The organism is Nonomuraea sp. NEAU-A123, assembly GCF_018603905.1.
GTDB lineage: Bacteria > Actinomycetota > Actinomycetes > Streptosporangiales > Streptosporangiaceae > Nonomuraea.
On sequence record NZ_JAHFZZ010000009.1, the window covers coordinates 328,322 to 349,253 of the forward strand.

The 20,932-nt window shown below is 70.5% G+C and carries 20 protein-coding genes; 12 read left to right on the forward strand and 8 right to left on the reverse strand.

The genetic code is table 11. The annotated features are described in order from the left end of the window. Positions 1-17: 17 nt before the first annotated feature. From KLK06_RS29310 to KLK06_RS29330, 5 genes are read left to right on the forward strand one after another with little or no spacing between them, the layout of a single operon-like run. Positions 18-674 carry an RNA polymerase sigma factor gene (locus KLK06_RS29310; protein ID WP_214638853.1) on the forward strand — a complete coding sequence of 219 codons (657 nt, stop codon included), beginning with the start codon at positions 18-20 and terminating at the stop codon, positions 672-674. Then, on the forward strand, positions 671-1,459 hold the full coding sequence (locus KLK06_RS29315) for a zf-HC2 domain-containing protein (RefSeq protein WP_214638854.1): 789 nt from the start codon (positions 671-673) through the stop codon (positions 1,457-1,459). Before KLK06_RS29310 ends, KLK06_RS29315 begins: the two co-directional genes overlap by 4 nt. Further along, positions 1,459-2,295 (forward strand): ATP-binding cassette domain-containing protein, encoded by an 837-nt coding sequence (locus KLK06_RS29320; RefSeq protein WP_214638855.1) that lies wholly within the window; start codon positions 1,459-1,461, stop codon positions 2,293-2,295. The genes KLK06_RS29315 and KLK06_RS29320 overlap by 1 nt, the downstream gene beginning before the upstream one ends. Further along, complete coding sequence (locus KLK06_RS29325) at positions 2,292-3,692, forward strand: hypothetical protein (RefSeq protein ID WP_214638856.1); 1,401 nt, start codon at positions 2,292-2,294, stop codon at positions 3,690-3,692. The genes KLK06_RS29320 and KLK06_RS29325 overlap by 4 nt, the downstream gene beginning before the upstream one ends. Then, a complete protein-coding gene (locus KLK06_RS29330) occupies positions 3,683-4,378 on the forward strand; it encodes a hypothetical protein (protein WP_214638857.1) in 696 nt (231 codons plus the stop codon). Before KLK06_RS29325 ends, KLK06_RS29330 begins: the two co-directional genes overlap by 10 nt. Here KLK06_RS29330 and KLK06_RS29335 read toward each other — a convergent pair. Beyond that, positions 4,358-5,659: an MFS transporter gene (locus KLK06_RS29335; RefSeq protein WP_214638858.1), complete on the reverse strand. Its 1,302-nt coding sequence runs from the start codon at positions 5,657-5,659 to the stop codon at positions 4,358-4,360. The two genes, KLK06_RS29330 and KLK06_RS29335, sit on opposite strands and share 21 nt — an antisense overlap. Positions 5,660-5,917: 258 nt before the next feature. Here KLK06_RS29335 and KLK06_RS29340 point away from each other — a divergent pair, with 258 nt between their 5' ends. Beyond that, positions 5,918-6,625 (forward strand): hypothetical protein, encoded by a 708-nt coding sequence (locus KLK06_RS29340; protein ID WP_308168501.1) that lies wholly within the window; start codon positions 5,918-5,920, stop codon positions 6,623-6,625. Positions 6,626-6,669: 44 nt separating this feature from the next. Further along, a complete protein-coding gene (locus tag KLK06_RS29345) occupies positions 6,670-7,218 on the forward strand; it encodes a GNAT family N-acetyltransferase (RefSeq protein ID WP_214638859.1) in 549 nt (182 codons plus the stop codon). 2 nt (positions 7,219-7,220) lie between these two features. On the opposite strand, the gene KLK06_RS29350 is transcribed toward KLK06_RS29345, so the two are convergent. After that, complete coding sequence (locus KLK06_RS29350; RefSeq protein WP_214638860.1) at positions 7,221-8,243, reverse strand: LacI family DNA-binding transcriptional regulator; 1,023 nt, start codon at positions 8,241-8,243, stop codon at positions 7,221-7,223. A 147-nt stretch (positions 8,244-8,390) separates the two neighbouring features. Here KLK06_RS29350 and KLK06_RS29355 point away from each other — a divergent pair, with 147 nt between their 5' ends. The 5 genes from KLK06_RS29355 (at position 8,391) to KLK06_RS29375 (ending at position 13,357) form a co-directional block, all read left to right on the forward strand. After that, a complete protein-coding gene (locus KLK06_RS29355; RefSeq protein WP_214638861.1) occupies positions 8,391-9,671 on the forward strand; it encodes an extracellular solute-binding protein in 1,281 nt (426 codons plus the stop codon). Then, positions 9,668-10,630, forward strand: coding sequence for a carbohydrate ABC transporter permease (locus tag KLK06_RS29360; RefSeq protein ID WP_214638862.1), 963 nt, complete (start codon positions 9,668-9,670; stop codon positions 10,628-10,630). The genes KLK06_RS29355 and KLK06_RS29360 overlap by 4 nt, the downstream gene beginning before the upstream one ends. Beyond that, entirely contained in the window at positions 10,627-11,445 is an 819-nt protein-coding gene (locus KLK06_RS29365; RefSeq protein WP_214638863.1) for a carbohydrate ABC transporter permease, read from the forward strand. Before KLK06_RS29360 ends, KLK06_RS29365 begins: the two co-directional genes overlap by 4 nt. A gap of 2 nt (positions 11,446-11,447) precedes the next feature. Then, positions 11,448-12,815 carry a glycoside hydrolase family 5 protein gene (locus tag KLK06_RS29370; RefSeq protein ID WP_214639013.1) on the forward strand — a complete coding sequence of 456 codons (1,368 nt, stop codon included), beginning with the start codon at positions 11,448-11,450 and terminating at the stop codon, positions 12,813-12,815. Between the two features lie 86 nt (positions 12,816-12,901). Further along, positions 12,902-13,357 (forward strand): hypothetical protein, encoded by a 456-nt coding sequence (locus tag KLK06_RS29375; RefSeq protein ID WP_214638864.1) that lies wholly within the window; start codon positions 12,902-12,904, stop codon positions 13,355-13,357. A 179-nt stretch (positions 13,358-13,536) separates the two neighbouring features. On the opposite strand, the gene KLK06_RS29380 is transcribed toward KLK06_RS29375, so the two are convergent. The 6 genes from KLK06_RS29380 to KLK06_RS29405 are packed head-to-tail and all read right to left on the reverse strand — an operon-like array spanning position 13,537 to position 20,876. Continuing rightward, positions 13,537-15,357 (reverse strand): hypothetical protein, encoded by a 1,821-nt coding sequence (locus KLK06_RS29380; protein ID WP_214638865.1) that lies wholly within the window; start codon positions 15,355-15,357, stop codon positions 13,537-13,539. Between the two features lie 26 nt (positions 15,358-15,383). Beyond that, positions 15,384-16,907, reverse strand: a complete 1,524-nt coding sequence (locus KLK06_RS29385) for a glucoamylase family protein (protein ID WP_214638866.1) — start codon at positions 16,905-16,907, stop codon at positions 15,384-15,386. 12 nt (positions 16,908-16,919) lie between these two features. After that, complete coding sequence (locus KLK06_RS29390) at positions 16,920-17,741, reverse strand: carbohydrate ABC transporter permease (protein WP_214638867.1); 822 nt, start codon at positions 17,739-17,741, stop codon at positions 16,920-16,922. Next, positions 17,738-18,616, reverse strand: a complete 879-nt coding sequence (locus KLK06_RS29395; protein WP_214638868.1) for a carbohydrate ABC transporter permease — start codon at positions 18,614-18,616, stop codon at positions 17,738-17,740. The genes KLK06_RS29390 and KLK06_RS29395 overlap by 4 nt, the downstream gene beginning before the upstream one ends. A gap of 2 nt (positions 18,617-18,618) precedes the next feature. Continuing rightward, positions 18,619-19,881: a sugar ABC transporter substrate-binding protein gene (locus tag KLK06_RS29400; protein ID WP_214638869.1), complete on the reverse strand. Its 1,263-nt coding sequence runs from the start codon at positions 19,879-19,881 to the stop codon at positions 18,619-18,621. Continuing rightward, positions 19,878-20,876: a LacI family DNA-binding transcriptional regulator gene (locus KLK06_RS29405; protein ID WP_214638870.1), complete on the reverse strand. Its 999-nt coding sequence runs from the start codon at positions 20,874-20,876 to the stop codon at positions 19,878-19,880. Before KLK06_RS29405 ends, KLK06_RS29400 begins: the two co-directional genes overlap by 4 nt. Positions 20,877-20,932: the final 56 nt, after the last annotated feature.

Genomic DNA, 20,932 nt, shown 5'->3' on the forward strand with positions numbered 1-20,932 from the left:
TGTGCGATAGCTGAGGTGTGAGACGGTTCCCCTTCAGCAGACGTGAGCCCCCGGACGTCGGGCCGGACAGCACGGACGCCGAGCTGATCGCCGCGATCGCGGCGGAGAGCGTGACGGCGCTGCGCCTGCTCCACCACCGGCACGTCCCCTGGCTCAGGGCCCGGCTGGCCCGCCGCTGCGCCGACCCTGACGCGGTGGACGACGCCTTGCAGGACACGTTCCTGGCGGTGTGGAAGACGGCGCGCCGCTTCGACGGGGGCAACCCGGCGGGCTGGCTGTGGACGATCGCGATGCGCCGCCTCGTCTCGGCCCTGCGCGGCCGCGGCTCCCACCGGCTCGGCGGCGATCCGGTCGAGAGGCGGGCGGCAGAACGGCGGGCCATCGAAAGGCAGGCCGTCGGGAGGCGGGACGGCCGGCGGCGGGGTTTCGAAGAGCGGGCCGTTCAAGAGCCGGTCAACGCGTCGGCCGAGGACGTCGCGCTTCTCGGCGTCGAGCACGGGGACCTCGGCGCCGCCCTCAACCGCCTCTCGCCGGAGCTGCGCGCGGTCATCCAGGCGACCGTCCTCGACGGGCTGACGGTCAAGCAGGCCTCGCGGCTGCTCGGCGTCCCTGAAGGAACCATCAAGACCCGGGCGATGCGGGCGCGGGCTCGGCTCAGGGAGGAACTCGCATGAGCTGGCACATCACGGCCGACCTCATGGACGCCTATCTGTCGGGCGGGCTCGATCCCGCCCGGGCCATGTCGGTGGACGCGCATCTCGGCGGCTGCCCGGACTGCCGGGCGGCGGTGCCGTACGAGGAGGACCGGCTGCGGGACTCGTGGCAGCGGCTGGAGGCCGAGGTGCTCAGTCCGCGCCCATCGCCGGTGGAGCGGCTGCTGCGGTCCGGCGGCGTCCACGAGCATGTGGCCAGGCTGCTGACCGCCACGCCCACAATGAGCGGGGCGTGGGTCGCCGCGGTGGTGGCGGCGCTGGCGTTCGCGGTGCTCGCGGCCAGAGAGTCGGCCGCGTACCTGCCGGTTTTCCTGGCCGTCGCGCCGATCCTGCCGCTGGCCGGGATCGCCCTGGCGTACGGGCCGCGGGTGGACCCGGTACACGAACTGCTGGCCTCGACCCCGCTGTCGGGCGCGCGCCTGCTGCTGGTCAGGGCGGCCGGCACGCTGGCCGTGGCCGTGGTGCTGGCCGCCGGGGCCTCGCCGCTCCTGCCCGCCCCCGCATGGCTGAGCGCCGCCTGGCTGCTGCCGTCGCTCGCCACGACGTCCTGCTGCCTCCTCCTGTCGTCGCGGCTGCCGGTGCCGGTGTCCGCGCTCGCGACGGGCGGCCTCTGGCTGCTGGGGGTGGCCGCCGCCGGCGGCGCCACCGGTGACCTGCTCGCCGCCTTCGGGCTCGCCGCGCAGATCGGGTACGGCTGCGCGGCCCTGCTGATCTCCCTACGCCTCTACTCCAAGGTGAACGCCTGATGCTCCATATCCATGACCTGACCAAGAAGTACGGCCGCAAGCAGGTGCTCGACGGGCTGACCCTGTCGGTCGGGCCCGGCGTGACCGGGCTGCTCGGTCCGAACGGCGCGGGCAAGACCACGCTGCTGCGCTGCCTCGCCACCACGCTCTCGTACGACGGCGGCCGCGTCGACGCCTTCGGCCTGGACCCGGCGCACGCCGCTCAGCGCACCGCGCTGCGGCGCAGGCTCGGCTACCTGCCGCAGGACCCGGGCCACTACCCGCACTTCACCGCGTTCGACCTGGTCGACTACGTCGCGATACTCAAAGAGCTGACCGACAGGAAGCACCGCCACAGCGAGGTGCGGCGGGTGCTGGCCGAGGTGGACCTCACCGACCAGGCCAGGACGAAGGTCCGCAAGCTGTCCGGCGGCATGCGCCAGCGGCTGGCCCTGGCCCAGGCCCTGCTGGGCGAGCCGGAGCTGCTGATCCTGGACGAGCCGACCGTGGGCCTGGACCCGGAGCAGCGGATGCTGTTCAGGGCGCTCGTCTCGCGACTCGGCGAGAGCCGTACGGTGCTGCTCTCCACCCATCAGACGGAGGACGTCGCTGCGCTCTGCGAGCGCGTGGTCACCATGGTCCGCGGCCGTGTCGTCTTCGACGGGACCCCGGGCGGGCTGGCCGCCACCGCGGCCGGGCAGGTGTGGCTGTCGGACCAGGCGCCGGCGGAGTCGCGGCTGTTCTGGCGCACCGCCAACGGCCGCTACCGCACCCTCGGCGACCGCCCGCCCGGGGCCGAGCCCGCCGAGCCAGGCGTGGAGGACGGATACCTGCTGCTGGTCGGGGAGGCGGCATGACCGGACAGCTGTTCCGGGTCGAGCTGCGCAGGATGGTCAGGCATCCGCTGGTGTGGGGCATGGCGGCGCTGGTGCTGGCCGTGCAGATTCACCTGAGCCGTGACCAGCAGCCGGACCTCACCGTCGATCCGGTCCATGCCACCGGGATCGCCACCTGCCTTGCCGGGGCGCTGCTCATCGTGGCGAGCTTGGCCGTGTCGCGTGACGGGCGGCACGGGATGCCGGAGCTCCTCGCGGCTCTGCCGGGGCGGGCCGAGGCGCGGACCAGGGCGGTGCTGTTCGCGGCCGTCGTGGTCTCCGTGGTGGGACAGGCGGTGGTCGTCGGGGGCTACCTGCTGGTCCGGGTGCTGAGCGGGCCCGCGGGCGGGCGGCTGGACGTGTTCGAGCCGCTGACCGCGCTCGGTGTCGGCGCGCTGGGCGCCGCGCTCGGCGTGGCCGTGGGCCGGTGGGCCGGATGGCTGATCGCGGGGCCGGTGGTCGTGGGCGGGCTGGGACTGCTCACCTTGTTCAACACCAACCCCGGCTCCTGGTGGCTGCCGGTGGTGCCGACGCACTGGATGGACTGGCCCGACCGGCCGTCCGGCCCCCACCTGGTCTACGTGCTGGCCTTGGCCATGCTGGCGGGACTCGCCGCGCTGCTGCGGCACGGGCGACGGCCGGTCGTCCTGGTAGCGGCCGTGGTCGCGCTGGCCGTGGCGGTGCCCGCGGGGGCCACCGCGGCGGCGGTACGTCCAGCGGCCCGATTCCCGATCGGAAAGACGCTGACCCTCGACGACGTCGACGCGCGCGTACGGGAGAAGTACTTCGGCCGGGACGCCTACCGGTGCGAGCAGCGCGAGGGAGTTCGCTACTGCGCTCTGTCGGACTACACACCGTGGATCTCGCTGTGGGCCGGAGTGGTCGCGCCCATAGTCCGCGCGATGCCGCCAAGCGCACGCGATCGCGTCCCCGTGGTGAAGCAGTACACCTCGTCCTGGTCGTACACGTACGAGGATGGTGCCGCCATCGCACCCATGGCGTGGGGAGCGGATGACCAGCGCAAGCTGCTGGCGCAGTTCTTCGCGCTCAACATCGGCGGCTTCAACAAGGCCTGCTCCGCCCACGGCCAGGCCCGCATGGTCGTCACCCTGTGGCTGATGGGGCAGTCCTCGACGATCGCCCGTCCGGGAATGCTGGACCTGGATGGGCAGATGGCCGCCAAACCCGGCGTCGACTACGGGGATACCGAGGTCGGCTACGCCAAGCTCCTGCTCCAGTCACCCGCAGCCCGGGAACGCGTCTGGGCCAACTGGGACACGCTCATGCGCCCCGCCACCACCGTCGAGCAGGCACTACCCCTGCTCGGGCTCCCCCTGCGCTACCCCACGTCCACGCCGAAAGGGACTCCATGCCCATAACCGCGCAACGAACCGAGTACGGGGTCATAGCGACGACCCCGCTGACGACCACGCCGACGAGGGCACCGCGGACCTTGCCGCTCCTGCTCCTGCGCCCGCTCGTCCGGGCCATCAGCTGGGCCCCTCTGGCGGTGGTCACGCTCTTCACCGCGGCCCTGGTCACACTGGCCGACTTCGGGCAACCGCTGACCGCCGGCATGGGGCTCATTCTGCTGCGGATCTCAGGCACGCTCCTGGGCTCCGCCGCCGCCTTCGCTCTGGTCGACGCCATGTCCGGCGGCGCGGAGCCAGTGTCGCACCGGCTGCGGCAGGCCGAGCGGTGCCTGCTCGCCGGCGGCGTAGCCGTCGCGGTCTGGCTGGGCGCCTTCGCCTACGTACTGTCGAGGCTGCCGGACGGGGCCCTGTTCCCCGTGGGGGACATGCTGGTGGAGGTGGGCGTCTGTCTGGGGATCGGGCTGGCCGCCGCGGCGACCGCCGTCCGGTACGCTCCCGGACGGCAGGCCGCCATGGCCGCCGTGGTCGTCCAGCTCGCCCTGGTGCTGGCCACCATCCTGCTGCCGCCGGAGGTCAGGCTGTGGCCGCCGACATGTGGGTTCGGTTATTGGGATGAGGCACACCGGTTCTGGCTGTTCGCCTTGCCCGTGCCGTACCTGTGGCTAGTGGTCTCAGGCCGGGACCTTCGGTGAGTCGCCGAGGCGCGAGCGCCGCCAGGAGCCCTTGAAGGCGGCCAGCGACGCCAGGAAGACCACCTGGCCGGCCAGGGCCACCCACAGCCATGTCCCCCACCCGCCGGCCTTCACCACCATCGGTGAGATCACCAGCAGGGCCACGATCATGATTCGGACGACCATGCCCCACAGGCCCAGCGCCGCGCCCTGGAGCCGGGGGTCGACGTCCTCGGCGTCCTCGGAGAAGTTCGCCATCCAGGGGACGTAGGCGACGCCCAGGACCAGGAACAGGATCGCGTAGACCAGGGTGACGCGGCCGATCGTGGCGCCCGTGCCGACGAGGCTGATGAAGTAGGCGAGCGTCGCGATCGTCAGCACGATGCCCACGGCCGTGAACGGCTTGCGCAGGCGCAACCGGTCGGAGATGCGGCCGACCACGATGACGGCCAGCGCGTTGAGCAGGATGCCCAGGGCGACGACGCGGTTGGCCTGAGCGGTCTCCATCCTGAACGCGCTGCTGGCCAGGATCGTCTGGCCGAAGATCGCGAAGGTCCAGTAGAGCACCTGCCAGCCGGTGTTGCCGAGCACGTGGGCCCAGAGGTGGGGGTGCCGGAACAGCTCCTTCACCTTGCCCGGATCGATCTTCTCCTCGGAGACCACCGCCTCCTCCTGCTGCATGACCTGGGCCCGCAGGGCCGCCGACGGCTCGGCGATCTGCCAGATGATGACCCCGCACAGCAGCAGCGAGACGATGCCCATGATGATCGCCTGCGACTGCCAGGCGTTGCCGAACATCGGCAGCGTGAAGCCGGCGATGAACGAAGCGAGGAACGAGGCGCCGACCGGCCCCCAGGTCCAGAACGCGAACGCCTGCGCCCGGCCCAGGCGCGGCGAGAAGTCGCGGACGAGTGACGCGGTGATCGTGATCCCGGCGCCCTCGATGAACAGCATCAGGCAGCGGACCACGAACAGCCCGCTGATCGAGTCGACGGTGGCGAGCAGGAAGTTGCAGGCGGCGGTGACGGTCAGCGTGGGCACCAGGATCGTGACCCGGCCCCACCGGTCGGACAGGATGCCGCCGAACCCCGCCGACAACCCGCCCACCAGCACGGACGCGGCCGCGATCAGCCCGTAGACCTCGAGTGACATGTGCAGGTCGCGCTGCAGCAACGGCAAGATGGTGGCGATCGTCGTCTCGAAGTTGGCGATCAGACTCGCCAGCACGGCTATCGCCAGGAGCCAGACCCGACGGCGGCCGACGGGGTACACGCTCAACTCGCGGACATAGAACGGCTTCATTACCGATCCTTAGTGGGGACGGTGCCTGACTGTCGCTCTAGAACGCGTTTCTAGTTGCTGTTGAGTTTGCCGTTTTATCCGGATAAGTCAAGATTTGTGGCTATCACGATGTGATCTCGATCACAGGCGGAGCGTTGTGATTGAATCGCTGCCATTTCCCAGAACACGCGCCCCTTTATAGGCATAAACTGCGCGCCTGTGAGCCTGCCTGTACGTGAACGTTCCCCCCGGCCGGGTGGCGGTCGACACCGCCGTCCCGTGCCCACGTCCCTGCCGCCGGACGCCCCTGTCCTCGTCCTCGCGGTGCCGGGCAGCACCTCGGGCGTGGCAGCGGAGATCGCGGCCGTGGTACGCGTCGACAACCCGCAGATCGAGGTACGCCTCACCACCGTTACGGACCTCGCCGATTCGTTGCCCGCGGGCCGCGAAGCGATCGTGGTGCCGCTGCTGACCTGGGACGATCCTCTCGTCCTCGCCGATATCGGCAAGGCCGTCGCGGCGGCGGGGTCGACCGCGGTCGTGACGGAGGCGCTCGGCCCGCACCCGCTGCTGGCCGAGGCGCTGCACATCAGGCTGGCCGAGCGCGGCCTGGCCAGGGCCGACCGGGTCCGGCTGCTGAACGTCTCCAGCCCCGTCGACGCCATCATCCTGGGCACGGTCGGCGGCGAGCGGGCCGTGCACGCCGTCCAGGCGACGGCGGTGCTGCTCGCCTCGCGGCTCACGCTGCCCGTGGTCGCCGCCTCGCTCGACAGCGACCCGGGCGTGCCGATCGCGGCCGAACGGCTGCGGGCCGCCGGCGCCCAGCGCCTGGCCATCGCCCCCTGCCTGATCGGCCACGAGGCCCCGGCGTCGATCGTCGAGCAGGCCGCCGCGGCGGTCCGCGCGGGCTACGCCGAGCCGCTCGGCGCGCACAGTGCGGTGGCCGAACTTGTCGCGCGAGCTTACGGTAGTCAACTCGCGACTTGACAAGGGCTTGTAGAGATCACTGAAGTCGCGTTACCTTTCTCCGCATGCCCCGCGTGCAGTGGAAAGGTGCGCGTCTGGGCCTCCGTGACGTCACGGAGGCCGACGTGGCCGCCCTGCACGCCGTCTACGGCAACCCGGAGGCCACGGCGCACATGCCGTTCGAGCCGCGCACACTGGAGCAGGTGGCCGCGCTCGTCGACGACGCCATCCAGGCCGCCGCGGCCCAACCGCGGCGGCTGTACGCGCTGGCGGTGACCGACGCCGAGACCCGCGAGGTGGTCGGGGTGGCGCGGCTGCACATCGAGGCCGACCACCCGCACAGCGCCGAGATCGGCCTCGGGCTCCGGCCCGACCAGTGGGGGCGCGGCATCGGCACGGACCTGTTCCGCCTGGTGCAGTCGTTCGGCTTCAAGGAGCTGGGGCTGCACCGGATCTGGGGCGCGCGCGCACCCGGCAATCTGCCCGCCCAACTGGCGATGCTGACCGCCGGGATGATCGAGGAGGGCCGGGTCCGCCACCACGTGCTGACACCGTCGGGCTGGCGCGACTCGATCATCCACTCGATCATCGAGGACGACTGGACGGACCGTTAGGGTCAGGCTTCGCGCTTGACCAACGCCGCGGTGCTCTCCCGGACTATGAGATCCGTTGCCAGCTCCACCCGTCTGCTCTCCGGGGCCTCGCCGCGCTTCATCGCCAGGACCGTACGCGTCGCCAGGGCGGCCATCTCCTGGAGCGGCTGGCGGACCGTGGTCAGCGGGGGCCAGGCCGACTTCGACAGGGGCAGGTCGTCGAAGCCGACGACGCTCAGGTCTTCCGGGACGCGCAGGCCGCGCTGGCGGGCGGCCTCGAAGACGCCGAAGGCCATGAGGTCGCTGCCCGCGAAGATGGCCGTCGGGGGGTCGGGCAGGGAGAGCAGGGCGTGGCCCTGGTCGTGGCCCGAGTCGACCAGGAAGGTGCCCCTGCGGATCAGCATGGGGTCCACCTCGACGCCCGCGGTCTCCAGCGCCGCCCGGTAGCCGTCGACGCGCGCCTGGCTGCAGAGCATGTCGGCCGGGCCGCTGATCATGGCGACTCTGCGGTGGCCCAGCTCCAGGAGGTGGCGGGTGGCGGCCAGGCCGCCGTGCCAGTTGGTGGCGCCCACCGAGACCACGCCGGGTGCCGGCTCGCCCTCCGGGTCCACCACGACGAACGGCAGCGAGCGGGCGCTGAGCTGCGCCTGGACACCGGTCGAGAGCTTGGAGGCCACGACGACCACGCCGTCCGTCCGCCGTGAGGCCAGGCGGTCCAGCCAGTCACGGCCGGGACCCGCGTGGGTGTGCAGGACCGACATGACGACGCTGGCTCCCGCCTCGCGGGCCGCCGACTCGGCGCCGCGGACGATCTCCATCGCCCACGGCGACTCGATCTCGGCGAACACCAGGTCCACCAGGCCCGAGGGCGTGTCGTCCTGGCTGGTGCGCCGCTGGTAGCCGTGCTCGTGCAGCAACCGCTCGACCCGGTGGCGCGTCTCCGGGGCCACCTCGGGACGGCCGTTGATGACCTTGGAAACCGTGGGGATCGAGACCCCGGCCTCCTCGGCTATCAGGGCGATCGTCACCCGCCTCTTCGCTGGCATGAGCCGGAGTCTATCGAAACTTTCGGCGACGAGTTGGAATCGCTCCCACGGCGGCTATTGACGCATTACAGGAAGGATACTTATGCTCCGGGCAGCGAAATTATCGGGGGGTTTACGAAACTTTCAGAAGCGGAGAAGGGATCCCCTATGAGGCGCAGTCTCGTACTGATCGCCACGGCCGTACTCCTCGCCGGCTGCGGCGGCGGCGGGACCGCGGAGCCCGCCCAGAGCGGTCAACCGGCCTCGCCCGCGAAGGTGACGCTCGAATGGTGGCACCTGTCGACCGCTGATCCGTTGAAGACGATCTGGGCGACCCGGGCCAAGGAGTTCGAGGCCGCGCATCCCAACGTGACGATGAAGCTGACCGTTCTGGAGAACGACGCGTACAAGGCCAAGCTGACCACGCTCACGCAGTCGGGTAAGGCGCCCGACCTGTTCGCCACGTGGGGCGGCGGAGTGTTGAAGCAGGAGCTCGACGCGGGCCTGGTCAAGGACATCAGCGACGACGTCGCGCCGGTTCTCGGCGACTTCACCAAGGCGGCGCTGGCGGCCTACCAGTTCGACGGGAAGACGTTCGCGCTGCCGACCGACATCGGGATGGTCGGATTCTGGTACAACAAGCGGCTCTTCACCAAGGCGGGCATCACCGCGCCGCCGGCCACGTGGGCGGAGTTCCTGGAGGACGTCAAGAAGCTGAAGGCGTCGGGGACCACGCCGATCGCGCTGGCCGGCAAGGAGAAGTGGCCCGGTCACTACTACTGGGCCTATCTGGCCATGCGCATCGGCGGGCTGCCCGCCCTGCAGCAGGCCGGGGTGGACCACGACTTCACCAAACCCGACTTCGTCACCGCCGGACAGCAGCTCAAGGCGCTGGTCGACCTGCAGCCGTTCCAGAAGGGGTTCCTCGGGGCCGCCTACTCCACCCCTGACGGCCAGGCCGCGACCATGTCCAACGGCAAGGCCGCGATGGAGCTGATGGGCCAGTGGGCGCCGAACGTGCAGGCTTCTTCGGGCAAGGGGCTCGGCGACGACCTGGGCTTCTTCCCCTTCCCGACGGTCGACGGCGGCAAAGGCGCGATCACCGAGGCGTTCGGCGGCGGCGGCGGGATCGCCGTGGGCGCCGACGCGCCGCCGGAGGCGGTGGAGTTCGTGAAGTTCATGACCGAGAAGGGCAATCACGCCAAGGTCGTCGAGTCCGGCGGGGTGCTTCCCGTGCTGAAGGGCGAGGAGAGCGCGGTCAAGGACGCCAACCTGAAGGTCGTGGCCCAGTCTCTGGCCTCCGCCACCGGCTTCCAGCTCTACCTCGACCAGGCGTACCCGCCCGCGGTCGGCCAGGAGGTCAACGACAGCGTGGCGCAGCTCATCGGCGGCACCAAGACACCCCAGCAGGTCGTCGACGCCATCACGGAAGTGGCCAAGAGCGAATGACGACGCTGACCCGGGGGCCGCAGGCGCCCGCGCTCGCCGCCCCCGTGTCCCCCTCCCGGGGGCGGCGGCGCGGCTGGGTGACCATCGGGCTGTTCCTGCTGCCCGCGCTGGTGCTCTTCCTGCTGCTCGTCGTGGCGCCGATCCTCATCGCCCTCTACGCGAGCGTGTTCAAGTGGAACGGCTTCGGCGGGCTGCCGAAGAACTTCATCGGGCTGGACAACTTCACCCGGCTGTTCGGCACGGAGGTCTTCCGGGACGACGTCTGGCACCTGGTGGTCCTCGTCGTCCTGTCCGTCGTGGTGCAACTGCCCATCTCGCTGGGCATCGCCATGCTGCTCAACCAGCGGATCCGCGGGCGGACGGTGTACCGGCTGGTGTTCTTCGCGCCGTACGTGCTCTCCGAGGTGATCACCGGCGTGCTGTTCTCGCTGATCCTCTCGCCGGGGGCGGGGGTGGCCAACCGGATCCTGGGCGTGGTCGGGCTGAACTCCGACTGGCTCGCCGACCCCGACACCGTGATGCTCTCGCTCTTCCTGGTCATGACGTGGAAGTACTTCGGCTTCCACATGATGATCTACCTGGCCGGGCGGCAGAACATCCCCGACGAGCTGATCGAGGCCGCGCAGATCGACGGCGGCACCCCGAGGCAGGTGTTCTGGCACGTCACGCTGCCGCTGCTGGGGCCGACGATCCGGATCAGCGTGTTCCTGTCGGTCATCTACACGATCCAGCTGTTCGACCTGGTCTGGATCCTCACCCAGGGCGGGCCCTCGCACTCCTCGGAGACGATGGCCGTCACGATGCTGGAGTTCGGGTTCAAGCGCTCCCAGGCCGGCTACGCCAGCGCGATCAGCGTGGTGATGTTCGCGCTCAGCCTCGTCTTCGCCCTCGCCTACCAGCGCTTCGTGATGCGGCGCGACCTGGAGGGCGCGACCACCAGAATGGGAGACCACCGATGAGACGGCCGACCCTGCCTCTGCACGCGATCGCGTGGATCGTCGGCGCCTTCATCCTCATCCCGGTGATCTACGCCCTGCTCGGCGGCTTCAAGAGCACCGCCCAGCTGTCCACCAACCCGTTCGGCCTGCCCGATCCATGGGTTCCGTCGAACTACACCGACGTGCTCGCCGACGGCCCGTTCTGGCGGCAGCTGTGGAACAGCACGTTCATCGCGCTGGCCTCGACCGTGCTCGTCGTCGCGCTGTCGGCGCTGGCCGCCTTCGTCTTCGCCAGGTTCGCCTTCCGCGGCAGGGAGCTGCTGTTCACGCTGTTCACGATGGGGCTGATGTTCCCGTTCGCGGTGGCGATCCTGCCGATCTTCGTGCTGCTGCGTACCTTCGGCCTGCTCGACAGCCCCCTCGGCGTGATCCTGACGCAGGGCGCCTTCGGGCTGCCGCTGACGATCCTCATCCTGCGCGGCTTCTTCCGGAGCATCCCCGGCGAGATCGAGGAGGCGGCCATCCTCGACGGCTGCACCGCCTTCGGCTTCTTCTGGCGGATCCTGCTGCCGATGGCCCGGCCCGCGCTGGCCACCGTGTCCGTCCTGGCGATCGTCGGGAGCTGGAACAACTTCATGCTGCCGCTGGTCGTCTTCAGCGACGAGTCGGGGTGGACGCTGCCGCTCGGCATCCAGCAGTTCCAGGGCCAGTACAGCTCCGACACCGCCCGGATCCTCGCCTACCTCGTCCTGGCAATGGTGCCCGCCCTCGGGTTCTACGCCATCGCCGAACGCCACCTGATCGGTGGCCTCACCGCAGGAGCCACGAAAGGGTGAACATGCTGCAGGTGTCCGGAACCCAGCTCGTCACCGCCGACTCCACTCCGGTACGCCTGCGCGGGGTGGGGTTGGGGGGCTGGCTGAACATGGAGAACTTCATCACCGGTTACCCCGCCGACGAGACCTCGATGCGCGAGGCCGTACGGGAGGTGCTGGGCGAGGATCGGGCGGAGCTGTTCTTCGAGCGGCTGCTGACCTCGTTCTTCACCGAGCGGGACGCGGCGCTGCTGGCCGGGCTGGGCGTGAACTGCGTGCGCATCCCGGTCAACTACCGCCACCTCGAGTCCGACCAGCGGCCCTTCGAGGTCATCGAGCACGGCTTCCGCCACCTCGACCGGGTCGTCGACCTGCTCGGCTCGTACGGCGTGTACAGCGTCATCGGCCTGCACGCCCTGCCCGGCGCGCAGAACCAGCACTGGCACTCCGACAACCCCACCCACGTCGCCGCCTTCTGGAACCATCGCCACTTCCAGGACCGGGCCATCCACCTGTGGGAGGCCATCGCCGACCGCTACCGCGAGCACCCGTGGGTGGCCGGGTACAACCCGGTCAACGAGCCGGGCGACCCGAGCGGCAAGGTGGTCGGGCCGTTCTACGACCGGCTGGTGAAGGCGATGCGCGCCGCCGATCCGCGGCACGTGCTGTTCCTCGACGGCAACACCTACGCCACGGACTTCTCGATCTTCCGCGAGGTGTACGGGAACACGGTGTTCGTCTGCCACGACTACGCCCTGGCCGGGTTCGCGCACGGCGGGCCGTACCCCGGCTACACCCGGGGCGAGTGGTGCGACCGGAGGGAGCTGGAGCGGACCTTCGAGAAGCGGTCGCGGTTCCAGCGCGAGACGGGCACGCCGCTGTGGGTGGGCGAGTTCGGGCCCGTCTACACCGGTCATCCCGAGCTCGACGAGCAGCGTTACCGGATTCTGCGCGACCAGCTCGACATCTACGACGCCCATGGGGCCGGCTGGTCGCTGTGGACGTACAAGGACGTGGGGCTGCAGGGGCTGGTGCACGCGGCCGGGCCCTACCTCGACAGGTTCGGGGCGTTCATCGGCAAGAAGCGGCGGCTCGGCGCGGACCGGTGGGGCTCGACCATGGAGGAGTCGGCCGACGTGCTGGCGCCGCTGCACGCGATGCTCGACGCCGAGGCCCCGGGCTGGGCCCCCTACCCGTGGGGGGCGCGCTACCAGACCGACGACCTGATCAGGCACATCCTGATCGCGCAGGCGCTGCTGCCCGAGTACGCCGAGCTGTTCAGGGGGTTGTCCGACGACGACGTGGTCGAGCTGGCCGACTCCTTCGCGCTGGAGCGGTGCGTACGGCGGCAGCCGCTGCTCGACCTGCTGGCCGACAACCTGGGCGGGTGATCCGGCTTCGGCGACACGGCTGCGGTGTCACGCGGAATTGTCGGTGGCGCACCCTACGATGAGGCTCCTCACGGAGGGATACCCAGATGCTCGACTCGCTGATCGTGCCCCTGTTCGTCACCACGGACCTGCCGCCCGAGGCGGAGCTGGCCGAGTTCGGGGAGTTGCTGGCAGAGACGGCGCGGACGCTCGACCATGACGACGTGAGCTACGCCGCGTTCCTGGCGGGCAAGGTGTTCTGGCTCGACCGCCCGGTCCTGCCCCGGCAGCGGCCCGCGGCCGAGGTCGAGCCGCGGTTCGCGGCGCTGCTCGGCTACCTGGCCGCCTCCGGGGCCGGGCACACCTCCCGCGACGTGGTGGCCGACGTGCGCCGGGCGATCGGCGCCGCCGTCACCTCCCGCTACGGCGACGTGGAGGCGGCGCCCGCGGTGTTCGCGATCCGCGACCGCGACGTGCGCGAGCGCACCCCCGAGACTGCCGTCTACGTCGACACCCGCGACGCCGCCGCCGACCTGGTCACGGTCGCCCGCCCCTACCTCTGACACCACCCGCCGGGAAAGGCGCGGGCGCCAGTGGCTCGGACGCCAGACCCAACGCGGGGTCACACCCAACGCGGGTTACACCCAACGGGGGTCACACCCAGCGGTGTGTCAGAGGCAGCGGGGGTCAGCGCGCGCGGCACCGGCGTGAGCGCCGCAACGGGATCGGCGCCGTGCTGGAGTCAGCGCCGAATGGGGGTCAGCTCGACAAATGACACGCCCGGCATCGGCAGGTCGAAGGCCACCGTCACCGTGCCGTCCGCGGCCGTGAGCACGGCGGCCGGGGTCAGCTCGTCCAGGGTGTTGACCGAGCGCAGCTTGTCCCACTGCCCGTCGGCGGGCCAGTCGCCGCCGCCCATCGAGCGCCAGCCCGCCTCGATGTTGGAGTGCTCCCCGTCGATGCGGTGATGGGTGACCGTGTAGTCCCCGTCGTAGTCTCCGACGAGGCCCGCGACGGTCAGGGAGACCGCCCGCGACAGCTCGGGGGCCCCGTCGGCCTGCGCCTGGTTGAGCGTGCCGTTCCAGGCCAGCACGCCGACGCGCCCGTCCTCGTGCCGCGCCGCCCAGACCTCGACCCCGCCCGCGTCGCCCTCGACCACGGTCGCCAGCTCGGCGTCGCCGAGGCGGGCGGCCAGGGTGAGCGCGTGGAAGCGGGGCTTGCGCAGGTTGCCGACCGTCAGCAGCCCGAAGCCGCCGTGGAAGAGCCGCGGCGGCCGCCCCAGCTCCTCGAAGTGGTCCGAGGCCACCCAGTGCGACACGGCGGCCAGCCGGCCGGCCGCCGACTTCATGCCGTGCAGCAGGAACGCGGCCCCGAACGGCCCGTCACCGATGCCGTGGAAGTGGGTCGGGGTGGGCCCCCACTCGGTCCACCAGACGGGCGTGTCCGGCCGGCCGTGCCGGGCCAGGGCGGGACGCCAGTCGAGCGGGGCGTTGCCGTAGGTGTGCGTGGAGAGGAAGTCCAGCTCCGCGCCCGACTCGTCGACGTGCGCCAGCAGCTCCTCCACCCAGCCGTTGGCCGCCGAGGCGGGCCCGCCGACCCGCAGTGCGGGGTGCACGTTCTTCACGGCGGCGGCGCTGACGTCGTAGAGCAGGAAGTACTCCTCGGGCGTGCCCGTCCAGAAGACGGCGAGGTTGGGCTCGTTCCACACCTCGAAGGCCCAGTTGTCGATCAGCTCGTGGATCCCGTACCTCTCGGCCAGGTGCTCGACCAGCGCCCTGACCAGGTCGCTCCACGCCTCGAAGTCCTTGGGCGGGGAGATGATCGCCTCGTAGCCGAACACCGTCCTGGACGGGTCGGCGGCCAGGTCGCGCGGCATGTAGCCGAGCTCGACGATCGGCCGCAGGCCGAGCGCCATGATCGTGTCGTAGACCTCGTCGACCTTGGCGAAGTCGTAGACCGCCTGACCGTCGACCTCCTTGTAGACCCCGAGGTCGTCACCCAGGATCGCGTGGGCGCGGACCGTCTCGACACCGAACTCCTCGCGCACCGTGCGCAGCGCCTCGGTGAGCTCCGCGCCGATGGGCCGGCCGCCCGTCTCGTCCTTGCTCAGCAGGTACGACAGGTGCTCGGAGCCGATCATGTACCGCCACGGCCGGGGCAGGTCGCGGGCGACCGCGGCGGCGTCGACCCGCACGGTGACCGCCGCCGGTCCGCCGTCCAGCGGAGCCGCCGGCACCGCGTCCGAGGCGGGGCCGACGGTCTCCATGGTGGCGATCGCCGCGACCGTGTACGAGGCCGCGCCGTGTCCCGTGTCCACGTAGCGGCACTCGGGTACGGCCGGCACGTCCACGTCGGGCTGCGACACCGGCACGCCGTCCCGGTGCACCAGGTAGCCGATCGCCTCCGGCACGGGTTCCCACGTCAGCGTCACGTGGCCCACGCCGGAGACGGCCCGCAGCCCGGCCGGCGCCTGGAGGGTCGGCTCGGCGGCCGGGACCGCCTCCCCCGACGCCTGGTGGATCCGGTCCTGCCAGTCACGGCGTGCGGCATCAGCCGTACTCATCTAGGGTTCCCCGATCTGTTGGAGGATCAGTTGGCGGGAGGAGCCCCCTGAACGGCCCACTCCTCGATTTCCATCACCGGCCGGAGCTTGGCCTCGACGCCGGCGCCGCCGAAGTAACGGTGCAGGTTGCCTCCGGCGAGCACGTTGCCCAGGGCGGCCATGACCATGCCCTGGTCGAGCGCGAGGTACCACTTCGACACGGCGCCCGAGCGGACCGCGACGGAGTCGTAGAAACCGCCGGGCCCGTAGGCGTCGAAGTTCTTGCGGATCTTGGCCAGGTTATCCATCGCCTGGGCCCGCGCGTACGGCAGAGCCAGGAAACTGGCGTGCGGAGTGACCACTCCGTCACCGTAGGCGGTCGGTTCGGGCTGGGCCGGGCGGCAGCCCTCGTAGCCGGGATCGGTGCTGGTGCGCTCCTCGTCGGAGGTGTAGCCGGGGGTGTCCATGCCGAGCGGGTCCACGCCGTATTCGCGGTAGCCGCCGTGCGGGTCGTTGGACGGCGAGAAGCCCCAGTAGCCGTACTTCGCCTCGCTCAGGCCGTGCTCGATCTGCGCCTTGACGAACACCGGGTGGTTGCGGCCCCAGCTCCGGGGCGCCCATGACGCCTCGGGGACGACCAGATCCGGCATCAGCGCTTCGAACATCGAACCACCCCAGTTGGGGACGAATCGCAGACCGCGATAGCCGTACGTGCCTTCCCAGACGTTGACGCCCAGGTACGTCTTCCACGCGCCAACCGGCTTCTGCTCCTGCCAGCCGAAGTCACAGCCGTTGTCGGGGAAGGTCCGGTAGGGGCCGAAGTAGCTCTCGCGCGGGATCTGGCCGAGCGCGATGCCCACGTACTGGGCGATCCGGGTCTCGGCGGGCGCGCCGTAGTGGTGGCAGGTGGACCAGACCTTGGTGCCGGTGCCCGCGTAGTCGCTCTCCACCGAGCAGCCCTCGGGCTTCTCCGGCCAGAAGCCGCCGCGGATCAGCCCGGTGCCCGCGTCGGGGCGGGCGGCCGGGTCGTAGTAGGACTTGAAGTTCATGGACGTGACCAGCCGCTGCGCGCGCACCGATTGGCGAGGCATGGCGGTACGGACCATCATGAGGGCCGTGGCCAGCCAGCTGTTGTCCACGCTGGAGGCGAACAGCTGCACGGGGTCGCCGTTGTCGGGCCAGGTGCGGACGAGCTGGAGGGTCGCCGGGTCGTACCAGTTGTAGTACTGGCCCGTCGGGGTGTCGCGCCGCATCCGCTCCAGCGCGTCGAGCACCTTGCCGACGCGGGCCGTGGCCTCGCCGGAGTCGATGAGGCGCAGGTCGCGGGCGGTGAGCGTGCTCCACAGGTAGGTGCCGATGTTGGTGGGTGAGGTGACCTTGGCCCTGGTCTTCAGGTCACCGGTGACCTTGTCGGACGGGATGCCGGTGGCGGGGTCGACCATGGCGGCCATCGACCGCCACGTGTCCTTCGCGTACCGATATAACGTGTCATTTCCGGATGAAGCGCTGGCCGGGCTGGGCACAGCGGCGGCCAGCACCAGCAGGCCGGCGAGCAAGGCGGTCTTGCGCATGGGAGTGCTCCTCTACTTGAGCCCGGACGTGGAGATGCCCTGGATGAAGAAGCGCTGCAGGAAGACGAACAGGACGAGGATCGGCGCGACCACGATCATCGCCCCGGCGACGAGCAGGTTGTAGTGGGTGCCCTCGTGGCCGTTGAGGATGTTCAGGGCCACGGGCAGCGTGTAGACGTCCTCCGACTGCGCCACCACGGCCGGCCAGAGGAAGTTGTTCCACGCTCCGAGAAAGGTGATCAGGCCCAGCGTGGCCATCGCGGGCTTGCAGAGCGGCAGCACGATCCTTGCGAAGATCCGGAACTCCCCCGCCCCGTCCACCCGCGCCGCGTGGATGAGCTCGTCGGGCAGCTCCGCGATGAACTGCCGCATCATGAACACGCCCAGCGGCGTGATCAGCCCCGGCAGGATGATGCCGAGGAACGTGTTCACCATGCCGAGCTTCGCGATAAGCACGAACTGCGGGATCATCAGCACGATCGCCGGCACCGCCATCTGCACCAGCACCAGCCCGAAGACGGCGTCCCTGCCGCGGAAGCGCAGCTTGGCGAAGCCGTAGCCGACCATCGAGCAGAAGAGCAGGTTCCCGGCGACGATCACCAACGCCACGGACACGCTGTTCACGAACGCCTGCCCGAGGTGCACCCGGTGCAGCAGCTCGGTGTAGTTGTCCAGCGTGAACGTCTCGGGCCAGAACGTCGGCGGATCGCGCCGGATCTCCGCCTCCGGCTTGACCGAGCTGAGCCCCGCCCATAGGAACGGCCCGACGACCAGCAGCAGCCCGACGCTCAGGCCGAGGTAGGTGATCAGGCGCTGCCCACGGGTCCGCCTCACCGTGCCCTCCCGATCCTGAGCTGCAGTACGGCCAACGCGATGATGACCGTGAACAGCACGGTCGCCGCGGCCCCCGCGTAGCCGTAGTTGCCCACCCCGAACTGCTTGAAGATGGCCAGCGAGGCCGACAGCGTGGAGTTCAGCGGCCCGCCACCGGTCATGATCAGCGGCTCCTCCAGGAACTGCAGGAACCCGACCGAGCTGTAGACGGTGCAGAACAGGATCACCGGCCGTAGCTGCGGCAGCGTGATCGACCTGAACCGCGCCCACCGCCCGGCCCCGTCCACCTCCCCCGCCTCGTACAGCTCCCGTGGGATCCCCTGGAGCGCCGCGAGAAAGACCACCATGTCGAACCCGAAGCTGCGCCAGGCGGTCATCACGATGATCGACGGCAGCGCGGTGGCCTGTTCCTGGAGCCAGGCGGGCCCTTGGAGGCCGACCAGCTCCAGCAGCCGGTTGACCAGTCCCGCCTCCGGCTCCAGCAGGAACTTCCAGGCGACCGCGACACCGATGATGCTGGTGATGTGCGGCAGGTAGTAGCCGAGCCGGAAGAACGCGGCGGGCAGCCGGGCGATGCCGGAGTTCAGCGTCACGGCGGCGGCCAGGCCGAGTCCGATGGTCAGCGGCAGCCCGGTGACCACGAAGATCGCGGTGTTCACCGCCGCCTCGCGCATCGCCTCGTCGCCGGCCAGCCTGATGTAGTTCTCGACGCCGACCAGGTCGACGGCCAGCGGATCGGCGACGTCCGTACTCCGCATGTCGGTGAAGCTCATGCCCAGCCCGGCCAGCAGCGGCCCGAGGTAGAACACCACGAACATGAGGATGAACGGCAGCACGAACACCCAGCCGAGCCCGCCCCTGCGAAGGAGCCCCATCACTAAAGGCCGGTGCCGATCGTGTCGGCCTGCGCCTGGATGGCCTTGGCCGTCTGCTCCGGCGTCTGCTTGCCCAGCGCCAGCTTCTCCAGCTCGGTCTCGAACACCTTCGACACCTGCTCCCAGGTCGGGTACGGCGGCGGCGTCTTGGCGTCCTTGAGCTGCTCACCGAAGACCGCGAGCTGCTTGTCGGCGGCCAGTTCCGGCTCCTGCCAGGCTGACCGCACGCTGGGCAGCGCCTTCACCGTGGTGTACCACTTGGCCTGCACCTTGGGGTCGGTGAGCCACTGGATGAACTTCCACGAGGCGTCGCGGTTCTTGGCCTGCTTGAAGACGACCAGGTCGGAGCCGCCGACGAAGCTGGTGGCCGAGACCGGGCCCTTCGGGTAGGGCGCGACGTCGAACTTGTCCTTGAAGCCCGCGCCGCCGTCGTTGTCCAGCACGCCGATCATCCACGGGCCGGAGAAGAAGCCGCCGACCTCGCCCTTGATGAAGTTCTGTGGGAAGGCGCCCTTGGGGGTGTCGTTCGGGGCCAGCTTCTCCTGGAAGAGCGAGGCGTACTGCTTGAGCGCGGTCACCGCCTCGGGGGTGTCGAAGGTGTACTTGCCGTCCTTGACGATCTCGCCGCCGGCCTGCCAGATGAGCGGCACCAGCTCCTGCCAGGAGCCCTCGGTGTAGCCCTGGTTGAAGCCCTTCTTGGCGCCGCCCTTCTCCTTCAGCGCCTTGGCGAACGTCTTGATCTCCGCCCAGGTCGCCGGCGGCTTGACGCCCGCCTTCTCGGCCTGGTCCGTGCGGTAGTACAGGACGCGGGTCTCGACGTACCACGGCACTCCGTACGCGGTGCCGTTCACGTCCACGGTCTGCCAGGCGCCGGGGAAGAAGTCGGCCTTGTCGATGAGGTTGCCGGGTGTGGGGTCGAGCACGCCGGTCTTGGACAGCTCGCCCGCCCAGGTGGAGCCGATCATGCTGATGTCGGGGGTGGCACTGCCCGCGATGGCCGAGGTGATCTTGTCGTGGGCGATGTCCCAGCCCATGGGCGTCACGTTCACCTTGACGCCCGGGTTGGCGGTCTCGAAGTCCTTGGCGAACGCGCCGAGCGCCTTGCCCTCCTCCCCGATCCCCCAGACCGTGATGTCGCCGGAGACCGCGCCGGACTTGACGTCCTGCGCCTTTTCCGGCGCCTTGTCGGCACTGCGCCCGCAGCCGGTGACCAGTATCGCGAGGGTGAGCAGACCGGCGGCGGAGCGCCGGGACGAGGTGTTCAACGGGGTTCCTCCTGGGGGTGGTGACCGCAGCTGGCGCGCAGCACCAGCTCGGTGGTCAGGACGAGGTGTCTCGGGGTGTCGCGGGCGCCGGTGATCAGCTCGTCGAGCGCCCGCGCGGCGCGCGCGCCCAGTTCGCGCATCGGCTGGCGGATGGTGGTCAGCGCCGGGCGGGCGTGGCGGGCGGCCATGATGTCGTCCCACCCGGTCACGGCCAGCTCGTCGGGTACGGCGAGTCCGAGCTCCTCCGCGGCGAGCAGGGCGCCCAGCGCCACCTCGTCGTCGGAGCAGACGATCGCCTGGGGCCGGGCCGGGGCGCGCAGCAGGGTCCTGGCGGCCTGGTAGCCGCACTCGACCGTGTAGTGCTCCGTCGGCACCGCCTCGATCGCGCCGCCGAGGACCGACCTGACGCCCTGCCAGCGCTCGTCCACGTCATCGCCGGTCGCGATCGGCGCGCCGAGGAAGGCGAAGCGCCGGTAGCCGTGCTCCAGGAGGTGCCGGGCCAGCGCGCGGGCCGACTCGGTGTTCTCGCTGCGCAGCGTGTCGGCCCCGGCGAGCGGCTCGCGGGAGACGAACACCAGCGGCATCCCCATCCGGACCAGCTCGGCGACCAGGTCGTCCGGAGCCGTGTGGCCGAACACCATCAGGCCGTCCACCCGCCCCGCGAGGTCCTTGACCAGGTCGTGCACCCGGGTGCGGCCCTTGGTGGACAGGATCACCACCGACCGGCCCAGCTCGGAGGCCACCTCCTCGTAGCCGAGGAGCACCTCGGTGTAGTACGGGCCCGAGAGGTTGGGGAAGACGATGCCGTTGGCGGCGTGGCGGCCCTCGGCCAGGCTGACGCCGAGGCGGCTGGGCGTGAACCGGAGCTCCTCGACCGCCTTCAGCACCTTCTCCCGCGTCTTGGGCGCCACCGGCCCGGTGCCGCGCAGGGTCCGCGACACGGTCGCGATCGACACGCCCGCCCGCCGCGCCACCTCGTAGATCGTCACGTCCATCCAGGCTGCTCCACTTTCTGTAAGCGCTTCCACAACCAGCTTATGTAAGCGCTTAC